At 41.9% G+C, this 22,394-nt stretch carries 20 protein-coding genes; 14 read left to right on the top strand and 6 right to left on the bottom strand.

The features are described from left to right. Positions 1 to 29 precede the first annotated feature (29 nt). Together AC4E92_RS00460 and AC4E92_RS00455 are read right to left on the bottom strand one after the other, a co-directional pair. Entirely contained in the window at positions 30 to 785 is a 756-nt protein-coding gene (locus tag AC4E92_RS00460; protein WP_490238617.1) for an IclR family transcriptional regulator, read from the bottom strand. Next, positions 786 to 1,808: a PfkB family carbohydrate kinase gene (locus tag AC4E92_RS00455; RefSeq protein WP_490238616.1), complete on the bottom strand. Its 1,023-nt coding sequence runs from the start codon at positions 1,806 to 1,808 to the stop codon at positions 786 to 788. 167 nt (positions 1,809 to 1,975) lie between these two features. On the opposite strand from AC4E92_RS00455, the gene AC4E92_RS00450 reads away from it, so the two are divergent. The 14 genes from AC4E92_RS00450 to AC4E92_RS00385 all read left to right on the top strand — a co-directional run bounded on the left by AC4E92_RS00450 (position 1,976) and on the right by AC4E92_RS00385 (position 17,486). After that, entirely contained in the window at positions 1,976 to 3,187 is a 1,212-nt protein-coding gene (locus AC4E92_RS00450; protein ID WP_490238615.1) for a uracil-xanthine permease family protein, read from the top strand. A gap of 71 nt (positions 3,188 to 3,258) precedes the next feature. Further along, entirely contained in the window at positions 3,259 to 3,849 is a 591-nt protein-coding gene (locus AC4E92_RS00445; RefSeq protein WP_490238614.1) for an IMP cyclohydrolase, read from the top strand. 58 nt (positions 3,850 to 3,907) lie between these two features. Then, complete coding sequence (locus AC4E92_RS00440) at positions 3,908 to 4,519, top strand: ComF family protein (protein WP_490238613.1); 612 nt, start codon at positions 3,908 to 3,910, stop codon at positions 4,517 to 4,519. 15 nt (positions 4,520 to 4,534) lie between these two features. Continuing rightward, the gene (locus tag AC4E92_RS00435) at positions 4,535 to 6,505 is read left to right on the top strand and encodes a methyl-accepting chemotaxis protein (RefSeq protein WP_490238612.1); all 1,971 of its coding nucleotides are present in this window, start codon (positions 4,535 to 4,537) and stop codon (positions 6,503 to 6,505) included. Between the two features lie 16 nt (positions 6,506 to 6,521). Then, a complete protein-coding gene (locus AC4E92_RS00430) occupies positions 6,522 to 7,559 on the top strand; it encodes an ABC transporter permease (RefSeq protein WP_490238611.1) in 1,038 nt (345 codons plus the stop codon). Between the two features lie 13 nt (positions 7,560 to 7,572). Continuing rightward, positions 7,573 to 8,451: an ABC transporter permease gene (locus AC4E92_RS00425; RefSeq protein WP_490238610.1), complete on the top strand. Its 879-nt coding sequence runs from the start codon at positions 7,573 to 7,575 to the stop codon at positions 8,449 to 8,451. An 11-nt stretch (positions 8,452 to 8,462) separates the two neighbouring features. Further along, complete coding sequence (locus AC4E92_RS00420) at positions 8,463 to 9,470, top strand: ABC transporter ATP-binding protein (RefSeq protein WP_490238609.1); 1,008 nt, start codon at positions 8,463 to 8,465, stop codon at positions 9,468 to 9,470. Then, entirely contained in the window at positions 9,467 to 10,630 is a 1,164-nt protein-coding gene (locus tag AC4E92_RS00415; protein ID WP_490238608.1) for an ABC transporter ATP-binding protein, read from the top strand. Before AC4E92_RS00420 ends, AC4E92_RS00415 begins: the two co-directional genes overlap by 4 nt. A 38-nt stretch (positions 10,631 to 10,668) precedes the next feature. Further along, complete coding sequence (locus AC4E92_RS00410) at positions 10,669 to 11,208, top strand: hypothetical protein (protein ID WP_490238607.1); 540 nt, start codon at positions 10,669 to 10,671, stop codon at positions 11,206 to 11,208. A gap of 2 nt (positions 11,209 to 11,210) precedes the next feature. Next, a complete protein-coding gene (locus AC4E92_RS00405) occupies positions 11,211 to 12,185 on the top strand; it encodes an ABC transporter ATP-binding protein (RefSeq protein WP_490238606.1) in 975 nt (324 codons plus the stop codon). 1 nt (position 12,186) lies between these two features. Then, positions 12,187 to 13,167 (top strand): ABC transporter ATP-binding protein, encoded by a 981-nt coding sequence (locus tag AC4E92_RS00400; RefSeq protein WP_490238605.1) that lies wholly within the window; start codon positions 12,187 to 12,189, stop codon positions 13,165 to 13,167. 13 nt (positions 13,168 to 13,180) lie between these two features. Next, positions 13,181 to 14,935, top strand: a complete 1,755-nt coding sequence (locus tag AC4E92_RS00395) for an ABC transporter substrate-binding protein (protein ID WP_490238604.1) — start codon at positions 13,181 to 13,183, stop codon at positions 14,933 to 14,935. Between the two features lie 49 nt (positions 14,936 to 14,984). After that, positions 14,985 to 15,950: an ABC transporter permease gene (locus tag AC4E92_RS00390; protein WP_490238603.1), complete on the top strand. Its 966-nt coding sequence runs from the start codon at positions 14,985 to 14,987 to the stop codon at positions 15,948 to 15,950. Between the two features lie 15 nt (positions 15,951 to 15,965). After that, positions 15,966 to 17,486 carry an ABC transporter permease gene (locus tag AC4E92_RS00385; RefSeq protein WP_490238602.1) on the top strand — a complete coding sequence of 507 codons (1,521 nt, stop codon included), beginning with the start codon at positions 15,966 to 15,968 and terminating at the stop codon, positions 17,484 to 17,486. A gap of 10 nt (positions 17,487 to 17,496) precedes the next feature. On the opposite strand, the gene murC is transcribed toward AC4E92_RS00385, so the two are convergent. From murC to murD, 4 genes are read right to left on the bottom strand one after another with little or no spacing between them, the layout of a single operon-like run. After that, a complete protein-coding gene (gene murC / locus AC4E92_RS00380; protein WP_490238601.1) occupies positions 17,497 to 18,834 on the bottom strand; it encodes a UDP-N-acetylmuramate--L-alanine ligase in 1,338 nt (445 codons plus the stop codon). Beyond that, on the bottom strand, positions 18,831 to 19,850 hold the full coding sequence (locus tag AC4E92_RS00375) for a UDP-N-acetylglucosamine--N-acetylmuramyl-(pentapeptide) pyrophosphoryl-undecaprenol N-acetylglucosamine transferase (RefSeq protein ID WP_490238600.1): 1,020 nt from the start codon (positions 19,848 to 19,850) through the stop codon (positions 18,831 to 18,833). The genes murC and AC4E92_RS00375 overlap by 4 nt, the downstream gene beginning before the upstream one ends. Beyond that, positions 19,847 to 20,926 (bottom strand): FtsW/RodA/SpoVE family cell cycle protein, encoded by a 1,080-nt coding sequence (locus tag AC4E92_RS00370; RefSeq protein ID WP_490238599.1) that lies wholly within the window; start codon positions 20,924 to 20,926, stop codon positions 19,847 to 19,849. The genes AC4E92_RS00375 and AC4E92_RS00370 overlap by 4 nt, the downstream gene beginning before the upstream one ends. After that, positions 20,927 to 22,216: a UDP-N-acetylmuramoyl-L-alanine--D-glutamate ligase gene (murD, locus tag AC4E92_RS00365; protein ID WP_490238598.1), complete on the bottom strand. Its 1,290-nt coding sequence runs from the start codon at positions 22,214 to 22,216 to the stop codon at positions 20,927 to 20,929. Between the last annotated feature and the right edge of the window lie 178 nt (positions 22,217 to 22,394).

Genomic DNA, 22,394 nt, shown 5'->3' with positions numbered 1-22,394 from the left:
CAATCTTGACAGAGGTGGTCTGGGTGTGTTCAAAGGGATGCTCCGAGTTTTTTACAAATCTCATGCGCTGTCTTAACAACTTCATTTGCAACGATATCGATGGCTTGTTGGCTGAAAGAACTAACAGCCCCTGTAACACTGATGCCTCCTATTACATTACCTGTGTAATCAAACACGGGTGCTCCAATACACATTATACCAGGCTCATTTTCCTCTCTGTCAACAGCATAACCTTTTTGCCTGACGATGGAAAGTTCCTTCTTCAGCAATTTCACATCGACTATCGTATGTTCGGTTTGCTTTTCAAGTTTCACTTTGGAAAAGTAATCTTCGAGCTCTTCTTCTGGAAGAAATGCCAGGATTGCTTTGCCAAAGCCGGTTGAGTAGAGCCTCATCTTCATACCTATTCGAGACACGGTCGGAATTGTTCGATCACTCTCTATTTTGTCAATGTACACTCCCTCATAACCACTTTTAAGGGCAAAATGAACGGTCATGCCGGTTTTTTCCATGAGATCCACTAAAAACGGATGGGCTATTTCCCTGACCTGCACATTCCTGAGGATTATACTGCCAAGTTCGACTATTTTGTAAGATGGCAGATATCTATGGCTGTGTGGTTCTTTGAAAACATAACCTGCCTGAACAAGGGTTTCAAGATGCTTGTACACAGCAGGAGAAGATATTTTCAGATGTTGTGCAATATCCTGGATTCGCGCACCATTTTTTCTCAGTATTATGAATTCCAGAATTTTCAAAGTCTTTTCAACAGATCCTATCGCCATTCATCTCACCACTCGCCCAGTTCCTTCACCTTTTGCCAGATTCTTCACCTCTTGCAGGGTCACCTGATTAAAATCGCCGACTATCGTGTGTTTCAAACAGGAAGCCGCAACGGCAAAGTTCAGAGCCTGTTCGGGTTCCATGTTGTTGATAATTCCATAGATTAAACCGGCTGCAAACGAATCACCTGCACCCACTCGATCAACAATGTGAACTGTATACTGTTTGCTGTGGTAAAAATTGTCACCATCCAGAAGGACACCCGACCAGCCGTTTATGTTTGCCACAATACTTTCTCTCAGACTTATGGCAACTTTTTTCAAACCAAAGGTATCTCTCAATCTGCGACACACCTGTTCATATCCCTTTAAGCTCAGTTTCCCTTCGACGATGTTTGAATCATCTGCACGAATTGCAAAAACTTTTTCTGCATCTTCCTCATTTGCAAAAAGTACGTCCACGTATTTAACAAGTTCAGTCATCACCTGTCTTGCTTTTTGCTCACTCCAGAGTTTCGCACGATAATTCAAATCACAAGAAACAGTTATGTTCCTTTCTTTTGCCTTTTGAAGAGCCTGTCTGCAGGATTGCACAAGATTATCTGAAAGTGCCGGTGTTATACCGGTAAAGTGAAACCAGATGGCATCTTTAAAAATCTCATCCCAATTGAAGTCTTCAGGTTTTGACAGCGCGAAAACAGAATTTGACCTGTCATATATCACTTTTGATGGCCTTTGGGAAAAACCCGTTTCGAGAAAATACAATCCCAACCTTCCATCGGCAAAGACAACATGAGAAGTGTCAACACCGTACTGCCTGAGAGTTCTCAGAGCTGCCTGACCCAACTCGTTATTGGGCAATTTAGTGACATAGGCGACATTTAAACCAAAATTTGCAAGTGAAACGGCTACATTTGCCTCGGCTCCCGCGTACGTAATCTCAAATCGATCAGTCTGAACTAACCTGAGATAACCTGGCGTCGCAAGTCTCATCATGATTTCACCGAAAGTTACCACCTTTGGCATTCAATCACCTCCGATTTCCTAATAGATAATTAATTACACCATAGATAAATTTTTTTCTATTATAACACGCCATTTTTCAGAAAAATGTTGACAGTTAAGAGCCACGATGATAGACTTTTCAAGGGTCCTTTAATTTGCTCCTGAGAGGGCAGAAAGGAGGATTAAAAATGCAAACTCAGGTATTGCTCGTTCAGCAGTGTGTAACTGGCTGGAAGTATTTTGTTCTTTCTTTTCAACACTTTGTGGCAATGTTCGGCGCGACGGTGTTAGTTCCTCTACTCACCGGTCTTGATCCACTTGTAGCACTTTTTACTGCTGGTCTTGGAACACTGATCTTTCATCTATTCACCGCAGGAGTTGTCCCGGTTTTTCTTGGATCGAGCTTTGCTTTCATAGCACCTATAATTATGGTAAAAGAAAAGTTCAACGATCTTTCGTATGCTACTGGAGGCATTTTTGCGGCAGGGCTTGTATATTTGTTGTTTGCACTGGCTGTGTGGTTGCTCGGGATCGAAAGGGTTAAAAAATTATTTCCACCTGTCGTTACAGGACCAATGATCGTTGTGATAGGTCTCACCTTGAGCCCCGTTGCGATTCAGATGGCAAGTACAAACTGGACAGTCGCAATTGTGGTTATCGTAACAGTTATACTGGTCTCTACCCTTTTGAAAGGTTTCTGGAGTCTGGTGCCAGTTCTGTCGGGGGTCGTTGTGGGTTATATTTTTGCACTTCTGACCGGGCAGGTTGATACATCTATTTTGAATCAAGCCAGCTGGTTCAGCGTTCCAAAATTCATCTTGCCCAAGTTTGATTGGACGGCTATAGCAATGATAGCTCCTGTTTCAATAGCAACTTTCATGGAACATATAGGTGATATCACGACCAACGGTGCTGTTGTAGGTAAGAATTTCTTTGAATATCCCGGTTTACACAGAACTCTTATAGGCGATGGGTTAGCGACTTCCATAGCCGGGTTATTCGGGGGACCAGCAAATACAACATACAGTGAAAATACAGGTGTCCTTGCCCTAACGCGTGTTTATGACCCAAGAGTACTCAGAGGTGCCGCGGTGATTGCGCTGATCGTGGCTTTCATTTCAAAATTCGGTGCCCTGCTCAGAACAGTGCCAGCTTGTGTCATCGGTGGTATAAGTCTGATTCTCTTTGGGATGATCGCTTCAGTTGGTATAAGAACACTTGTAAACGCAAAGGTCGATTTTTCAAAAGCAAAAAATCTTCTTGTGGCTTCTTTGATACTTACAGTTGGAATTGGTGGAGCATCTGTGAAGATCGGGCGTGTTGAATTAAAAGGATTGAGTCTGGCTGCAATAGTTGGCATCATCGCAAATCTGTTGATTGTAGACAAAAAAGATGAGTGAAAATCAAAAAGAAAATACCGGCGGCTTTCAAGCCGCCTTTTTTGGTAAAATTCTATCTGGAGAGTGATTGGTTGAACATAAAAAGAGCATTGATAAGTGTATGGGACAAAACCGGTGTGGTGGATTTTGCGAGAGAACTTTCAAAAAAAGGGGTGTCGATAGTCGCCACGCATGGCACCTTCGTTTTTTTGAAAGAAAATGGTATAAATGTAACACAAGTGGAGCAACTGACAGGCTATCACGAACTACTCGACGGAAGAGTGAAGACACTTCATCCAAAGATCTTCGCGGCAGTACTTGCGAAGCTTTCCAGTCAAGAACATCTGCAACAACTTTACGAACTCGGTGTCCAGCCAATTGACATGGTTGTTGTTAACCTTCGCCCCCTGGTACAGACTTTTGATGAAAAAGCACTGCTTGAATCAGTCGATATAGGTGGACTTGCGTTGCTCAGAGCTGCAGCAAAAAATTACAGAGACGTAGTACCAATATGCGACCAAAACGATTATGAACCTGTCTTAAAATCAATAGATCAATGCGGCGATGTGGTTCTGCAGCAAAGAAGAAAATTGTGCGCAAAAGCCTTTTTGTTATGCAGTGAATATGACCGGGCTGTGTACAGAGCGATGTGTGAACTTTTTGCCATTGAAAATGATTTGTGATAGAATCAAGCCGAAAGTTTTTGAATGATTTATTCTAAAAACCCGAGGTTGTAAAAGTTTGGAGTTGATCGAGTTACTTTTCCCAAATCACTGTCTTTTGTGCAACAAGCAGATAAAACACAGTGAACTGCTCTGTGAAGATTGCCTAAATGACCTTTCGAGCAGTCCTATAGCTCTACATGAGAATGGAGAGATTTTTACAGCGTATTTTTATGGTAGATACGACTCAAAATTGCGTGATTTGATCTTATTGTACAAAAATTCCCATCACTGGCGTTTGAACAAAATACTGGCTCAGTTTCTGGTGAAAACCATGAGCACATATCCTTCCTGTGCAGAGATTATCAGTTGGGTTCCATCGAGTCTGTCTTCATTAGAAGAACGGGGTTTTGATACAATGGCTCTGATAGCCAAAACTGTATCCAAGATGACCGGTATTCCGGCTAAAAAAACACTTGAATCTCTTTCCAAATCCAGCAAAAGGGGTATGACTTTAGAGCAGAGGCGAAATTCAGTGAAGGGTTCCTTTCGTGCTATTTGCAGAATTTATAAGAACATAGCGTTGATTGATGATGTTTTCACAACTGGTTCCACGATCAGAGAATGTGCAAAGGTTCTAAAGAACGCCGGAGCCAGGTCTATTACCGTTTATTGTATTGCTCGTGCCTGAGGGAGGTGTGGTTAAGTGTCAGTGCGCGCCAAGATAATCTTACTGGTTGTGGTTTTTGTGGTCGCTGGAATTGGAGTTGTTACTGTGCTGAATATCATCTCAATGCAAAAACGCTTAACAGACTTTGCAGTTAGTGCCATGCAGCAGAAAGTCGAAAGGGAATCACTGGTGCTGGATCACTGGTTAATGCAAAGATCATCAGAGATTTCTACGATTGCATCAAACTTTGAAAGCTATTTGATGATTTTCGAAAAAACGATGGTTGTTATGGCGTTGAAATCGCACAAAGAAACACTCGAAAAACTCGGTTTTGTCGATTATTTATTGTCAAATCTGCAAGGAAAAGCATTTACGTACACCGAACAGGAAATAGATGTGTCAAAATACAACTTCTTTCAGGCAATTACTCTGCAAAATAAAGATTTCTATGTTCAGGATAACTTCGACTGGCAGGGAACCAACTGTGTTGTTCTTGCAAGCAAAGTCAAAGATTACAGTGGAAACACTGCGGGTTTGTTCGCCGCTCTGATACCACAGGAAAAATTCTGGCAGATGATCAAAACCATCAATTACGGCAAAACTGGTTATGCCTTCCTATCAGATCTTGATGCAGTTGTGCTGGCTCATCCAAAGCAAGAATACGTTGGAAAAACACTAAGTCAGATCAGCAGTTCTCTTAAAACACTTGAGGACGAAATCAAGAAAGCACAGCCCGGCGTTGTAATCTACAATTTTGACGGAGAAAAGAAGATAGCCACGATTTCACCAATTTTGTCGGCAAACTGGATGTTAGCCCTAACAATGCCATACAGAGAAATACAGGAGGTATTCTTTCAAACTCTGTGGACATCGTTGATGGCTTCGGCGATAGTTATATTCATAAGTATAGTCGTTGGTATGATTTTCACAGGAAGAATTACAAAGCCATTAAGCATTTTAACGTCAGTTGCTGAGCAAATTGCGCACGGCGATCTGACAGCATCCCAGAAGATTGAAAGTAAAGACGAGATAGGTAAACTTTCCAAAGCATTCTCACTTGTCAGTGAAAGTCTAAAAGATAGTGTGGCAAAAATCAAAAGACTCGGCGAACAGATTGAAGGCTTCTCTGACCGCATGAGTAAGAGTTTAGAACAGGCGACCTTTGTATCAGATCAGGCGCAAAAGTCAGCCGAAAAGGTCAACAAAAATGTAGAAGAAATTGTTTCATCTATCTCGGAAGTCAATTCGGGAATGGAAGAAATAGCCTCTGGTGCTCAAAACACCGCAAAAAATGCTTCAAAACTTGCCGAAGGATCTGAAAAACTCAAAAACAGTGCCTTTTCGACTGAAAATTCTATGAAAGAACTCACCAGATCCATGAAACAAACGGCAGAACGCGGTCAGATGTCCATGCAATTTGTACAAAAACTGGTTGATCTTTCCAATCGCATTGGAGAAATAACAGATGCAATATACAATATTGCAGAGCAAACAAATTTACTTGCGCTGAATGCCGCCATAGAAGCAGCAAGAGCGGGAGAAGCAGGAAGAGGTTTTGCGGTTGTTGCAGACGAGATAAGAAAACTCGCTGAACAGAGCAGGAGCGCAACTGGGGAAGTAACAGATATTTTGAAACAGATCAAATCGCAAAGCCTCTTGGTAGCTCAGGGAGGACAGGAAGTCGTGAATCAAATACAGGACTCTCTGAGTGTTTTGAATGAAAGTGCACAGCAAATAGAAAATATGGTAAAAGATATAGAGGAATTCACTCTGGCAGCAAATGATCTTGCTGCAACCAGTCAGGAACAAAGTGGTGCAATAGAGGAAATAAGCACGGCTGTCGACAGAATTACCAAAAACATTGAAGCAGTATCAAGAATAACCGGCGAAGTAGCACAATCTGTCATTGAGCAGGCAAGTAATACAAAGGACCTGTCAGAAAGAGTTGATGAACTGACGAATATGGTAATGGAGTTAAAAGCTCTGTCAGATCGATTCAAGATTTGATCGGGAGGTGTGATCTTTGGTTGCGTACATCATAAGAAGACTTTTGCTGCTACCCCTGATCCTGTTCGGGATATCACTCATCGTCTTTGGAATGATTCAAAGTCTCGGATCAGACAGACTTCTGGCGGCTTATGTCAACCCGGGACTTTTGGACAAACTGACTCCAAACCAATTAGAAAAGATAAAAGAGAAATACGGGCTAAAGGATCCAATGATTGTCAGATACGTGAAATGGCTGAAAAATACCCTGAGCGGCGATCTGGGCTGGTCTGTCGTGGGTAAAGAGCCGGTCAAAGACGCTATTTTAAACAGATTACCCTGGACAGTTGAATTGGCTCTTTATTCGATAATTCCGGTGGTATTCGTCGGAGTATGGCTGGGCATAATCGCGGCTGTGAATCGCGACAAATTCATAGACCATTTTGTTAGAATCTTTGCTGTAATCGGCTGGAGCTTTCCAGATTTCGTTTTCGGGTTGCTTGTGCTGATGATTTTCTACAGCGTACTTGGCTGGTTCCCACCTGGAAATCTGAGCTTTTGGGCTGATACGGTTGTGAAGTCACCTGAATTTAGAAGATTTACTTCATTGGTGACGGTGGATGCGTTGCTCAATGGAAGATTTGATGTCTTTTTAGATGCCATTCAGCACATGATTGCTCCCATTATAACTCTTTCGTGGTTGTGGTGGGCGTATTTGCTGAGAATTACACGTTCCAGCATGCTCGAAGTGCTGACAAAAGAGTATATTCGAACGGCAAGAGCCAAAGGACTGGCTGAAAATGTCGTGATCAACAAGCATGCACGTAAGAATGCAATGATACCTGTTATCACAGTTGGCGGCGGAATGGTGATACAGCTCTTTGCGGGTACGGTTATCGTTGAGATGGTTTTCAATCGAACCGGTATGGGTAGCTTCACTGCAACTGCCGCCACACAGCTTGATTACGCTTCAATCATGGCTTCTACACTTTTCTATTCGCTGATTCTGGTCATAGGCAATCTTGTAATAGACATACTTTACGCTGCTGTCGACCCAAGAATTCGTTTTAGCTGAGGAGGTAACAATCGTGAGAACAGAAACCAAAAGAATGATAAAAAGATTGATGAGAAATCCTTCTGCTGTGCTTGGTTTTTCGCTGCTGATATTTTTCACCGTCATTGCTATAATTGCTCCATTAATATGTCCGCCACAGTCTTACGATCCATACATGATTCCAATAGTCACGTGGGACAAAACGCCACAACCGCCAACGAGTGAGCATCCGTTTGGAGTTATAGATGGAAGAGACATTTTTTACGGAGTTATATGGGGTACAAGAACAGCTTTCAAAGTTGGATTGATCGTTACTCTCACTTCAACACTCATAGGGTTGTTAATAGGTTCTATTGCCGGGTATTTCGGTGGCTGGCTGGATGAGATCTTGATGAGGATAACCGATGTATTTCTATCGATCCCATACATACTGGCGGCAATCGTTGTGACCGCGTTTTTGGGTATGGGGCTGAATAAGGTCATGATCTCTCTGATCATGTTCGGCTGGATGGCAACAGCAAGACTCATAAGAGGCAACATCCTGCAGGTTAGAGAAGAACAATATGTACTGGCTGCAAGAGCACTGGGAGTAAATGATTATCTGGTGATACTCAAACACGTCTTACCGAACACGATCTTTCCTGTGATCATACAGGCAACGATGAGAATCGGGTCACTGGTTATAACGGCTGCTGCTCTGAGTTTTCTCGGTCTTGGCGCTCCTGTTGGCTATGCAGACTGGGGATCCTTGCTCAATTTTGCCAGAAACTGGTTGCTCGGTGCATCTGGTGAAGCATTCAAATACTGGTATGCGATTGTTTATCCTGGAATTGCCATGGTTCTTTTTGTTCTTGCGTGGAATCTGGTGGGGGATGCGTTGAGAGATGTCTTTGATCCGAGGCTTAGAGGATAAGGAGTGATAGTGTGAAACAGCCAATACTCACCGTAAAGAATCTAAAGACATATTTCTATACAGAAGATGGAATTGTAAAGGCTGTAGATGGTGTGGATTTTGAGGTTTTCCAGGGTGAGACACTCGGAATCGTTGGTGAATCAGGATGTGGAAAAAGCGTTACTTCACTTTCAATACTCCGAATACTAGATGAAAAAGGAAAAATCGTTGAAGGTTCGGTTGTCTTTGACAACATCGATTTAACTAAAATACCGGAAGAAGACATGAGAAAAATACGAGGTAAGGACATCGCTATGATCTTTCAAGAACCGATGGTTGCACTCAATCCTGTTTTCACCATAGGAGAGCAAATCGTCGAAGCCATTGTTCTGCATCAAAAAGTCGATGAAGCAACCGCAAAAAAAATGGCAGTAGACCTGCTCAGAAAGGTTGGTATCCCCGAACCAGAAAAAAGAGTGGACGAGTATCCCCACGAGTTATCCGGAGGTATGCGTCAGAGAGCTATGATAGCAATGGCACTGTCCTGTAAGCCAAAGATTCTCATAGCAGATGAACCCACAACAGCTCTTGATGTGACTATTCAAGCGCAAATAATGGAGCTCATGAAACAACTTCAGAAAGAGTATGGAATGGCGATAATTCTGATCACACACGATATGGGCGTGATCGCCGAAAACGCTGATCGTGTCGTTGTAATGTATGCTGGAAAAGCCGTTGAATATACCGATGTCAAGACATTATTCAATGATCCAAAGCACCCGTATACTTGGGGGCTTTTGCACGCCATACCAAGGCTCGATGTGGAACAAACCCGCTTATACAACATTCCCGGTGTAGTACCAAATCCTTTGAAATTCCCGAGTGGTTGCAAATTCCACCCAAGATGTGAATTTGCACAGGAAAAATGCAGTACTGAAGAACCTGAGTTGATAGAGGTCGTAAAAGGACATTTTGTGAGGTGCTTTTTCTGGGAAAAAGTAGAACAGGCAAAGAAAAAAGAGGCTGGTGATGGACGATGAAACCACTTGTCAGAGTGGAACGACTTGTCAAATACTTTCCGATCAGGGCAGGAGTTTTCAAAAGAATCGTGGCATGGGTCAAGGCAGTTGATGATGTCTCATTTGATATCTTTGAAGGTGAGACAGTTGGTCTTGTCGGTGAGTCCGGTTGCGGTAAAACAACGATTGGTATGACGTTACTGCGTTTGTATGAACCTACCTCAGGAAAGATCATCATTGGCGATGAGGATACAACATATTACTTTCTTTCGACAGCAAAAGCAAGAGCTTATCTGAAGAAAAACTACACCCAGAAATTCCATAAATTGTTATCAGAGAAAGGCTCAATAGACTCTGTATTGAATTCCTTAGACGGTGTGGATCGCCGTTATGCCGAAATCTTTTTCAACGACGCAAAAGGCTCGGCATCAAAATTTTTGTCTATGATGCTTTCAAATATGGATGAAAAAAGAAAAAAGTTCAGAAGGGATCTTCAAATAGTCTTTCAAGATCCTTATAGTTCCCTCAACCCGAGGCTTCGCATAAAAACCATTGTGGGTGAAGGACCCATTACCCACAAACTGGTGAGAAATGAAAAAGAAGTAATCGAAAAAGTGAAAACAGTCTTAGAAGATGTCGGTATAAGCGGTGAGTATATATACAGATTTCCACATGAATTCTCCGGTGGGCAGCGCCAGAGAATTGGTATAGCAAGAGCGTTAGCACTATCACCAAAACTCATAATAGCCGATGAAGCCGTTGCGGCACTCGATGTATCAATACGATCGCAGGTGATAAATCTGATGAAAGATCTCCAGAAAGAGCACAAATTGACTTATCTGTTCATATCTCACGATCTGTCCGTGATCAAATATGTCAGCGACAGAGTCATAGTGATGTACCTTGGAAAGATTGTAGAATCAGCACCAAAAAAAGAACTATTCGACAATCCACTTCATCCATATACAAGAGCTCTCATGAGCGCAATACCCATACCCAATCCAAACATCAAAAAAGAACGAATTATACTCAAGGGAGACGTACCAAGCCCGATAAATCCTCCATCAGGATGTCGTTTTCATACAAGGTGTTACATGGCAACTGAGGAATGCAGCCGTATCGAGCCTCAGTTGAGGGAAATAAAACCAGATCATTTTGTATCCTGTCACCTTGTAAAATGAAAACTTACAAACTTGGCTGGATTGGTATTCTTACTTTTTTGGTACTGATTTTGCTGGTGTACAGATATTCAAAACCAGGAAAAATTAGTGTGTATTTCAACTGTGATGAGCAGACAAAAACTGCTTTCGAGCTGGCGTTGAAAAAACTCAAAGTTGACTACAAGCAGAGCGATTCTGAAAAATCATCATTAATCGTCTTTGACGATCAGTTGATTTATCACGGACAGATTTTCAGATTTTACTGGGATGAAGAGCTTGAAAAAAAGATCGTGGATGTGGTATCATCTCATATCAAAGCAGTGGGCGATCTACAATCTAATCTGCATCGGTTTGAACAGTTGATCAGAGTACCGGTAGATGATCAAAGAGAGATTTTATATACCGCAAGACCACAGGCAGACAGTTTTGACGAAATAGTGTATAAAATAATAAAGGATGTTCTAAAAGGATATGAAGGAATTTTCGAAAATGGGTATCTTGTGGTACCATTGGTAATAGAGGTAGATGGTAAAAAACTAATGGTTTACGATTCAAAGGATGATCAAGTTTATATGCTCTTGGAATCGGGAGGTAGTTGAGCTTGGAAAACATCCTGTCGGTGAAAAACCTTTCGACGTATTTTTACATGGATGAAGGGGTTGTTGCAGCCGTTGACGATGTCAGTTTTGACCTTGCACCAAAAGAAGTACTGGGAATAGTTGGTGAAACCGGATCTGGCAAGAGCGTAACTGTCAAATCGATCATGAGACTGATCAAATATCCGGGCAAGATCGTGAATGGCCAGATCATATACAAGGGCCAGGATATACTCAAGTACGATGAAAAAGAGATGTACAAGATTCGCGGTAAAGAAATCAGTATGGTATTTCAGGATCCGATGACCTCACTGAATCCTCTGTATACAATAGGGGATCAATTGATGGAAACAATCATTCAGCACCAGAAAGTGTCAAAACAGGAAGCATACAAGAGGGCTGTTGAAATGCTCGGTCTGGTTCAGATACCAGAACCAGAAAAAAGAATGAGGTCTTATCCGTTCGAATTCAGCGGCGGTATGAGACAGCGCGTAGTGATTGCCATCGCTTTAAGCTGTAACCCATCGATCCTGATTGCCGATGAACCAACAACCGCACTCGATGTTACAATACAAGCCCAGATACTTGACCTGATGAGAGACCTTCAACAGAAGTTAGGAACAGCCATGATATTCATCACCCATGACCTTGGAGTAATAGCTTCTATGGCTGATCGAATCATAGTAATGTACGGTGGAAAGCAGATGGAAATGGGGAGTTCTGATGATATTTTCTATCATCCCACACATCCCTATACCCACATGCTGCTCAGGAGTATTCCAAGAATCGACAAGAAAATCGACAGGCTCGAACCAATTCCAGGACAACCCCCAAGAATGATAGACATACCAAAGGTTTGTCCTTTCTTACCCAGATGTCCCAGGAGTGTAGATGAATGCAATCAGAAAATCCCGGATATGGTTGAAATTTCCAAGGGACATTTTGTACGCTGTTTCAATCCAGTTGGAGGTGGCAAGTAAAGTGGACGAGATTCTGCTTAAGGTAAAAAATCTTAAGAAATACTTTCCAGTCAAACAAGGATTTTTGATAAAGCGTACTGTTGCAGAAATCAAAGCCGTGGACGATGTGAGTTTTGAAATAGAAAAAGGTAAAACTTTTGCTCTTGTCGGTGAATCTGGATGTGGCAAAACGACTGTGGCGCGAACTATTTTAAGACTCACAGATCCAACTGATGGGCAGATATTCTTTGAAAACACAGACATTTCAAAGTTCGGGTACAAAGAACTGCTCCCATTCAGAAGAAAGATGCAAATTGTCTTTCAGGATCCAATGAGCTCACTTAACCCCAGGATGACAGTTGGTCAGATCGTCACCGAACCCATGATTTTTCACAAAGTTGTGAGCACAAAGCAGGAAGCGTATGAAAAGGCAAAAGGTCTCATGGAAATGGTCGGATTGAAGACTTTCCACTTAGACAGATATCCCCACCAGTTCAGTGGAGGTCAAAGGCAGAGAATAGCTATAGCTAGAGCTATTGCCATAGAGCCAGAGTTTCTTATTCTTGATGAGCCAACTTCATCCTTGGATGTATCGGTGCAAGCTCAGATAATAAATCTATTTCTCGATTTTCAAGACAGATTCAAATTCAGTTATCTTTTCATCTCGCACAACCTGGGTCTTGTCAGATTCATCAGCCACAGAGTTGGTATAATGTATCTGGGTAAGATTGTAGAGCTTGGTGAAACAGATGAAGTTTTTGAGGAACCACTTCATCCTTACAGTAGAGCGCTGCTCTCAGCTACACCAATTCCCGATCCAAAAGTAGAACGATCAAGACAAAGGATCATACTAAAAGGTGGCGTACCGAGTCCCATCTCAAGACCAAGTGGTTGTTTCTTCAGTCCAAGGTGTCCTTATAAAATGCAGATATGTGAAAAAGAATATCCTGAATTTCGAAAGATATCACAAAACCGCTGGGTGGCATGCCACCTGGTGAAATAGGGGGTGTATAAGCATGAGGAAGGTCTTTTTAGTGGCATTGGTGCTGGCATTAGTTGTCCTCAGTTTTGCAGCCGAGAAATACGTCTACTTTGACGAAAAGACACCGTACCTGGGAGCAAATTCCACTGGTAAAATGGGCGGAACTTTGATCGCTCCACAACTTGGTAGTGGCCCGAAGACGATGAACCCGGTTGTTGCACAGGAAACAAGCTCCACTGCTGTTATTAACGTTTTTCTGATCGGTTTGATTGAGCTGGACAATTACGCAAGAATGCACCCTGCACTTGCAGAAAGATGCGAAGTAGAAGTGACAGATGATCAGAAAATGATCATCACTCTCAAAATCAGAAAAGGTATCAAATGGTCTGATGGGGCACCGTTTACAGCAGATGACTATGTCTTCAGTTTGAATGACATTTACTGCAACCCGGATATACCAAACGATATGGCTAATTTGCTTGAAGACTCTCAGGGAAGACTTCCTGTAGCTGAAAAAGTTGATGATTACACTGTCAGAGTCATTTACCAGGAACCATACAGGCTTGCAGTCAGATATGCAGCTGGTATTCAAATCCTTCCAAAGCACGTTGCAGAACCGTGGGTAAAAGAGGGTAAGTTCAAAGAAATGTGGACAGTTGATTCCATAAACAAAAAAGAGCTCGTTGGTCTTGGACCATTTATTCCAGTTGAGTACGTGCCAGATCAATTTGTGAGAATGGTCAGAAACCCGTATTACTACAAGAAGGATGCAAATGGTCAGCAACTTCCATATCTTGATGAATATGTTCTGAAGATCATACCAGATCTGAACGCAATAAGACTGGCTTTTGAAAATGGTGAGATCGATGTTTATGGTGTAACAGCCCAGTTCTATCCAGATATCAAGAACAAAGCAAAAGAAAAAGGCTGGATTGTTGGAACAGGTGGACCAACCTTTGGTACCACATTTGTAACTTTGAATTTCAACTGCCCGGATCCAGTTAAGAGAAAATGGTTCAGAAATGAATTCTTCAGAAAAGCTATAGCCTATTCAATGGACAAAGATGCAATGATCGATACACTGCTGGCTGGTCTTGGTGATGCACAGTGGGGACCAATAAGCGCTGCTGCAGCTGCTTTCTACAACGATGATGCTCTGAGAAAGTACCCATATGACCTTGATTATGCACGCATGATGCTTCAAATGGGTGGATTCAGTTGGGATAAAGATGGCAACTGTATCGATGAAGATGGTAACAAAGTCGAGTTCATACTCATGACCAACGCAGGAAACACCCAGCGTGAAGGAATCTGCAACATACTCAGAGATGAACTTGCAAAACTCGGTATCAAGGTTGTTTTCACACCAATAGATTTCAACACGCTGGTTCAAAAGATGACTTCAACCGGTGACTGGGAAGCCATAGTCATTGGTTTGACCGGTTCTGATGAACCACAGGGTGGCGCTAACGTCTGGAAGCTGGATGGTGCTCTGCACTTCTGGAATTACAGTCCAAAGGTGAAGAGCTTTGTGAGCCCAGATATTTACGAGGCACCTGACTGGGAAGTAGAAATAGACAAGATCTTCAGAGAAAACGTCAGAGTACTCGATCAGAAGAAAGTGTACCAGATGTTCTCAAGATACCAAGAACTGGTTTCTGAACACCTGCCTTTGATCTACACAATACAGCAAAAATACCTGTACGCCTACGTAAACAAACTGCAGAACTTAGAACCAACTGCTTTCGGTGGTATGCTCTGGAATATAGATTGGATCTGGAAAAAATAATAACGGCAAAGGGGGCACTTGCCCCCTTTGGATTTTGAGGTGATGAGTTTTGCTCAAGTACATTGGTAGAAGACTTGTCATAGCTTTGCCGGAACTTTTGGTAATATCTTTGATGATTTTTTTGATCATGTATGCTGCTCCAGGAGATTTTCTCGATCAATACAGACTTGATCCATCTGTCTCTCCTCAAAGACTCAAAGCAATGGAAGAAGAATTCGGATTGAACAAGCCCGCGATCGTTCAGTATTTGACCTGGTTGAAAAATGTTTTGAAGGGTAACTTAGGGTATTCTTTTTATTACAGAAGACCCGTTTCAACATTGATCTGGGAAAGAGTTGCTGCAACGCTGATTCTTTCACTCATTTCACTGGCAAGTTCCTGGATCCTTGGAATCGCACTTGGTGTTTTCACCGCATTGAAAAAGTATTCAATTGGTGATAAGATCATGACTTTTCTTGCTTTTGGGTTTGTCGCCATTCCGGAATTCTTCTTGGGTTTGGTTTTGCTGTATTTCGCAGCAAAAACCGGCTGGTTCCCAATTTCCGGGATGAAATCCGTGTATTATTCTTCTCTGACCACCTGGGCGAGGTTCAAAGATATTCTCTGGCACCTGATTCTACCAGCCACGGCTTTGAGCCTGGGTTCTTTTGCTGGTTTGATGAGATACATGAGGGGTTCCTTACTGGATGTTTTGAACGAAGATTACGTTGTTTTTGCAAGGGCTAAGGGTATGCCGGAAAGAGTTGTCATTTTTAAACATGCCATGAGGAACGCTATAAACCCAATGATAACCTTTCTTGGCTTTAGCATATCTGGTCTTCTTGGAGGTGCCCTTTTTGTTGAAAATGTCTTTGGTTGGCCTGGAATGGGAAGACTCGTATATCAAGCCCTGATTCAACAGGATATGTATATAGTCATGGCAAGTGGATTAATCAGTGCAATTCTTCTGGTCATAGGTAATCTGGTGGCTGATATTCTGCTTGCACTGGTTGATCCAAGGGTCAGACTCAGTTAACAGGAGGTCTTTGAGATGGCCGAAGCAAAGAACAATCAAAAGATAGAGTTCGAAGAGAAGTATTTAACAAGAGGTCAGTTGATCTGGAGAGCATTTTTGAAGCACAGACCAGGTGTAATCGCGCTATGTATTTTAATTGCGCTTTACATCCTGGCTATTTTTGCAGATTTTTTTTCACCGTATAACCCCATTGAGCAATCACTGAAACACACCTATGCTCCTCCAACAAAAATACACAGAACATACAAAAACACCAAAACCGGACCATATATTCTGCCGATGATATCGTACGTCGATAAGGTAACATACGAAAGAACATACAAAGAGATGCTTTTCCCAAATAGGCTCGTGCTGGAAAAACCAGATGGTTCTGTTGTTACCTACGAACTTGGCAAAGATGGCGTGGAGAGCTTTAAATTTTCTGTCAATTCTGTGGAAAGTATAAAGATAGACGGTCAATGGTATGATGTCAAAAAATCCCCAAGGACAACAGATTATTTCCTTTTCGGGTATAACGAGGAAACACTTTCAAAAGGATCGAGTAGAGTGGAGACCACCTCTGCTGTGGCTCAGGAAATGTACTTCAAGAGCTATTCATCAAAATACGGTCTTACAAGTGAATATCAAATAGAAGCTGTAGCTGTCAGCGAAACACTCGATACAATAGTTGTGAAAAAGGATGGAAAATTTGAAATGATCAAAGCAAAAGTCATTGATTATGATTATAAAACTTACCCGGTTAAGTGGTTCGTGAAAAGCTGGACTGGAAAATTACTTTGGATCTTTCCGATGAATGTTCATCTGTTTGGTGTGGACAACTACGATAACAACCAGTATGTCAAGCTCTTTATTATGGGATCAGACCTGTATGGTAGAGATGTGTGGTCCAGAATAGTTTTTGCATCGAGGATTTCTCTGTCCATTGGAATCATCGGGATGATCATCACATTTGCCTTTGCACTGTTATTTGGTGGCATCTCTGGATATTATGGTGGATTAATCGACGAAGGATTGATGAGATTTGCTGAAATAATCATGTCCATACCCGGATTCTATCTGATGATCATGCTTCGTGCCATGCTTCCACTGGATTTACCATCAACCCAGATATACATACTTCTGGTATTCATCCTGTCTTTCATAGGCTGGGCTGGCACTTCCCGTGTTATCAGAGGTATGGTTCTCTCAATAAGACAAAGAGAATTCGTTGAAGCCGCTATAGCCATAGGTCTGCCAAACAGTAAAGTTCTGGCAAGACATGTTCTTCCAAATACGGCAACTTATTTGATCGTGAATGCAACTTTGAGAATACCTGGTTATATCCTTGGAGAAGCTGGACTGAGTTTTCTTGGGCTTGGTATAAGAGAACCCTATGCATCATGGGGACTGATGCTTGCACAGGCTCAGGATGTCTACATCATGACAAAAGCTCCCTGGCTTCTGATACCTGGAATATTCATATTCATAACGGTGATATCCTTTAACTTTGTGGGAGATGCACTGAGAGACGCTTTAGACCCAAGATCACTTGGATAAAAAAGCTGACCTAATGGTCAGCTTTTTTATAGTTTTCAACAAACTTCTGAGAGACTTTTATAATATCACCAGCTCCAACAAAGAAATACACTGTATTTTTCTGAGGCTGGAAAGCGTTCAACAGATCTTCAAGCCTTGGGAAGTACTGTGCTTTTTTACCGTAACTTTCCAAGCCTTCAACTATCACCTTAGCCGAGAGCTGTGGAATGGCTTTTTCAAAAGCACTGTAGACCTCTGTAACGTAAATTTCATCGGCATCCTTTAGGGCTCTGGCAAAATTACCATCTTCTCTCAGTAACCTACTATATCTGTGAGGCTGGAAAATGACAACCTTTCTCTGTTCTGGGAAAATCTCTTGAGCCGCATTAATGAGTGATCTTATTTCGTCTGGTGTATGGGCGTAATCATCAACAACATAAGTTTTCTGTCTTTCATCCAAAATTGTTATATCAAAACGCCTGCGAGTACCGACAAATCCTTTTAAGGCTTCCAGTACCATATTCGGGTCATATCCTGCCGCCCAGAAGAGTGTTACCACAGCCATTGCATTCAAAACATTGTGTTCACCTGGTAATCTCAAGATCATCTGATACTGTTTTCCATCGAGCTCGATTGTAGCCGTCTGATAGAGATCTTTCACAACTCTATTCAACAATCTGCACGTACCAGAAGATCTTCCAAAGGTATAGGTGCCAAGATGGGATGTATTTTTGTCATCTATGAAAGTTACAACTACTTTTCTTGTCTTATTTGCGAGTTCTTCAAAGCATGATCTGTAAAAGTTCTCATCGTTATTGTAATTCTCAAGATGGTCTCCACGCGCATTTGTAATGATCAAATAATCGGGGCAAAAACTCGCAAATTCTGGTTGACTTTCATCCAGTTCATATACGACAGGACCTTTTCCTGAACGATAGTTACCAAACTCCAAGGATCTGTGCACACCACCAAGGAAAACTGTCGGGTCCTCACCAAAAGTTTTAAGACAGTGTGCGACCATGGCAGTCGTGGTGGTTTTACCATCTGAACCGGTTACGGCGAACTGCGTTGCTCCGTCGAGGATCTGCCTTAAAAATTCCGACCTACTGACGACTTTGACGCCTTCTTTTTTTGCCCGGATTATTTCGGGATTATCAAAATGAACTGCAGGTGTGTGAACCACAAGGTCCGGGTTTAGCCAGTTGTTGTAATCATGCCCTACAAAGACCCTTATTCCAACCTTTCTTAAAATCTCCGTTTGCTCGTTGTCGCATATATCGGAACCGTATACATCGTCTCCGTTGATTTTACAGTGCAATGCCAAGGAACTCATACCAATGCCACCAATTCCAACAAAATGGATTCTCATTTCAATTCCTCCAGAATAATTTTAGCAATCAGCTCTGCCGGATTTTCTTTTTGATCTACTTTCTTTCCAAGTGAAATAACACAAGAAAGTTTTTCCTTCAAAAGTTCAGGCGTGAGATCTTTTTCTCTTGCCACTATTCCCCTGCCGAGTTTCTCAACATGTATGGCATTGAAAAGCTGATGGTTTCCCGCCGAGCCCTCCCACGGTATCAACAAACCCGGAACACCATAATAGAGCATCTCACTTACGGCAATGGCACCAGCTCTGCTCACAACAGCCTTTGCTCCTTTCCACGCACAAGCCATGTCGTGTATGTAATCGAAAGCCTGAACATTTGGATAAGCACTGAGTCTGCGAGTCCAGTTGCTGTCTCCTGTACTGTGAACAAACTTCATCTGTTTTTCTACTTTGTAAATTTGCTCCATCAGGCTGTTTATGAATTCACTTCCCCTACTGCCACCAAGCACCAGTACGTAGTCTTCACCAAACTTTTTTTCAGCGCATTCTCTCACTCTTATTGGGTTCCCGCTAACCACGATCTTTTTGCGAACAGACCTTGGAAAGTGCTCTATACTTTCTTCAAATGCAACGAAAATCCTGTCTGCTTTCAAGCTCAAAAATTTATTTGCAAGTCCTGGTATTACATTCTGTTCCTGAACAAAAACAGGTATTTTTTTCCTGGCACATGCCCTTGCCACTGGGTATGAAACATACCCTCCTGTCACAAAACCAAAATCACAACCTTCTATTTCCAAAGCTATAATACTCTCATTTTGAAATATTTTCAATAGTCTTGTGAAATTCACCGGATGAAACACCGGCCTTTTTAAACCCATCAGATCAACAGTCACCGTTCTGTATTCTGGATGTTCCTGTGGAATGATTCTGCTCTCAAGTCCCCTTCTCAAACAGAAGTAGGTCACATCGATTTTTTCTACTTTTGCAAGACTTTCAAGAACGGCAAGTGCTGGATACAAGTGACCACCTGTTCCTCCTCCTGCCGCTGCTACTTTCAATTTTCATCACTTCCACGAGTTACGATGTTTATTATTACACCAAGACCACCTAACATCGTGATGATCGAGCTACCTCCATAGCTGAGAAATGGCAATGTCACACCGGTCACTGGTAAACTCCCAGTCACAACCCCGAGGTTGACCAGTACCTGAAGGATGATCAAAAATGAAAATCCGCTGATATAGGACGTAGCAAATGCATCCTGCAACCTTTCAGCGAGCTTCAGTAAAATCGAAACAAGCACAAAAAACAAAGCGGTTATCGCAATTATGCCAATCATACCAAATTCTTCACCTGCCGCTGCCAAGATAAAATCGGACACAATAGCCGGAACTGAGAGTTTTACCTCACCTAGACCAATACCCTTACCTGCCAGACCGCCTTCTCTAAGTGCCTGTATGGCTTTAGAAACCTGTTCAGAATAATTGCCCTCAAGAAATGTCCTCAATCTCCAGAGCTGATAATCTTTCAAAAAAAAGCCCGTTTTCAGAGCAAGGTAAAACACGATAAGGAGCATACACACTGTCATAAAAATATAAACACCACGTGTTCCGTGTGAATAAAGCATCAAAAGCACCAAAAATAACATTACAAGCGATGTACTCAAATCTGGTTCAGCCAAAACCAGAGCAAGAAGAGGTAAACTCAAAAGAACGGGTTTTAAAAATCCCCTGTAGAATTCTTTCATGTGGTCTTTATTGTGTGAAATGTAAACAGATACAGATATTATCAGGGTGATTTTGGCAAATTCGGATGGCTGAAAGGTAAAACCAGCGAACTGAATCCATCTATTTGATCCATTCACCTCTGGCAGGAAAAAAGGCATTAGCAAAAGACCTACTGTCAGAAAATAGTAGAATTGAGAAAGCTTTATGTGAAATTTATAATCTATCACCATTGTCAGTGCCATCAAAAATACGCCAATTATCAATTTAATGACATGGGAATACAGCAGATTTCTGGAAACATTACCAAAGACATTCATCTGTGAAGCTATATCAAAGCTTGCAATCAATATGAGACCGATGGATATCAAAATCGACACTATAAGAAGAACTGGCACAGCATTTGACAACTATCCTTCATCCCCCATCAATGATTTTACCACACGGACAAAATCATCACCGCGTTCAGAGTAATTTCTGTACATATCGAAACTCGATCCGGCTGGACTCAAAAGAACAACATCACCTTCATTAGCCATCTCAAAAGCACTATAGACAGCTTGCTTCATGTTTTCAACAACGGTGAAAGGAAAACCCTCTTTATGCAATATATCTTTGATCAATGATGCAAGCTCTCCAAAAACATAGACATGTCTCACCTTGCTCTTCATTTGTTCAACTAAAGGTGTGTAATCTTCGTTTTTGCTTTTTCCAGAGAGGATCAAAATGACGTTCTTTTCTGTGAAATTCTCAAGAGCCGAGATCGTCGCGGCGGCACTTGTTGCCTTTGAATCATCTATGAAACTGACGCCTCTGATCTTCGCCACCAGTTCCATCCTGTGCCTTGGGAGTCTGAAACTTTCAAGCGCCTTTAAGACATCGCCAGGTTCATAATCGAGTAGCGAAAAGATCTTCAGAACAGCCGATAAATTTTCAAGATTCTGACGGGTCAAAAGAAGCTGGTTGCTCACATGATATTTGTTTTGATTGTAAATGATTTGCATTGAAGATTTATCAACAACCAGGGGCTCAAAGGCATGGTAAGTCGAATCTACCTTCACGCTGTCTTTAATCGTTTTGTCTGAACCATTGAATATCTTGAGATTGGCAAAATCAAAGATCTTCAGTTTTGACTGGATGTAGTGCTGAAATGTTGGATGCCAGTCCAAATGATTTGGCTGTATGTTCAATAAAACACCAATATCTATGGGAAGTCTTTTAGACCAGTAAAGTTGAAAACTACTGATCTCCAGTACAACATACTCTGGATCGATGTCGAGCAGATTAGCGACGGGTTCTCCAACATTGCCGCACATATAACAACTCTTACCGGTAGAGTTCAAAACATGGAAGATCATATTGCAAGTTGTTGTCTTGCCATTTGAACCAGTAACAGCAATGACAACACGCGGTTTTTTGATGTTGAGAATCACATCGATATCTGTCACGACTTTTTCAGAACAATTTGAGATAATCGGATGATCATATTTCACCGACGGGCTAACTACAACCACATCAGCCTGACATATCTTTTCTGTATTCTTTCCTTCTTCAAACTGAACGTTCATGCCGATCAGCTGTGATCTTTCATCCTCACTCAAAATCTTTATTTCACTTACAAAAACTTCATGTCCCATCTTCACCAGCTTACTACACAATGCCCTGTTTCCAACACCATAACCAACCAAGGCGTATCGCAATGGATTTTCCTCCCGCAAAACTGATTATAGAATACAACGTTCAAACTCGCAACGAAAAACAAAGAACGGCGAATGTACAATTTGTTAACAGATGCTCTGCCCATAATGTTAACCAGTGATTGATCGTTTATTTTTCTCTATAGGAAATGTATTTGCTCAATATTAAATAGCGAGGTAT

Origin of the sequence: Pseudothermotoga sp., from assembly GCF_031962025.1 — a bacterium.
Classification (GTDB): Bacteria; Thermotogota; Thermotogae; order Thermotogales; family DSM-5069; genus Pseudothermotoga_B.
Note: the sequence above shows the minus strand (reverse complement) of the source record. Positions and strands in the feature narration are given on the sequence as shown.

What these genes read in the sequence shown, in the direction of transcription:
- AC4E92_RS00460 (WP_490238617.1), bottom strand. Translation starts at nt 785, where the DNA reads ATGGCGATAGGATCTGTTGAAAAGACTTTGAAAATTCTGGAATTCATA.
- AC4E92_RS00455 (WP_490238616.1), bottom strand. Translation starts at nt 1,808, where the DNA reads ATGCCAAAGGTGGTAACTTTCGGTGAAATCATGATGAGACTTGCGACG.
- AC4E92_RS00450 (WP_490238615.1), top strand. Translation starts at nt 1,976, where the DNA reads ATGCAAACTCAGGTATTGCTCGTTCAGCAGTGTGTAACTGGCTGGAAG.
- AC4E92_RS00415 (WP_490238608.1), top strand. Translation starts at nt 9,467, where the DNA reads ATGAAACCACTTGTCAGAGTGGAACGACTTGTCAAATACTTTCCGATC.
- AC4E92_RS00395 (WP_490238604.1), top strand. Translation starts at nt 13,181, where the DNA reads ATGAGGAAGGTCTTTTTAGTGGCATTGGTGCTGGCATTAGTTGTCCTC.
- AC4E92_RS00385 (WP_490238602.1), top strand. Translation starts at nt 15,966, where the DNA reads ATGGCCGAAGCAAAGAACAATCAAAAGATAGAGTTCGAAGAGAAGTAT.
- murC (WP_490238601.1), bottom strand. Translation starts at nt 18,834, where the DNA reads ATGAGAATCCATTTTGTTGGAATTGGTGGCATTGGTATGAGTTCCTTG.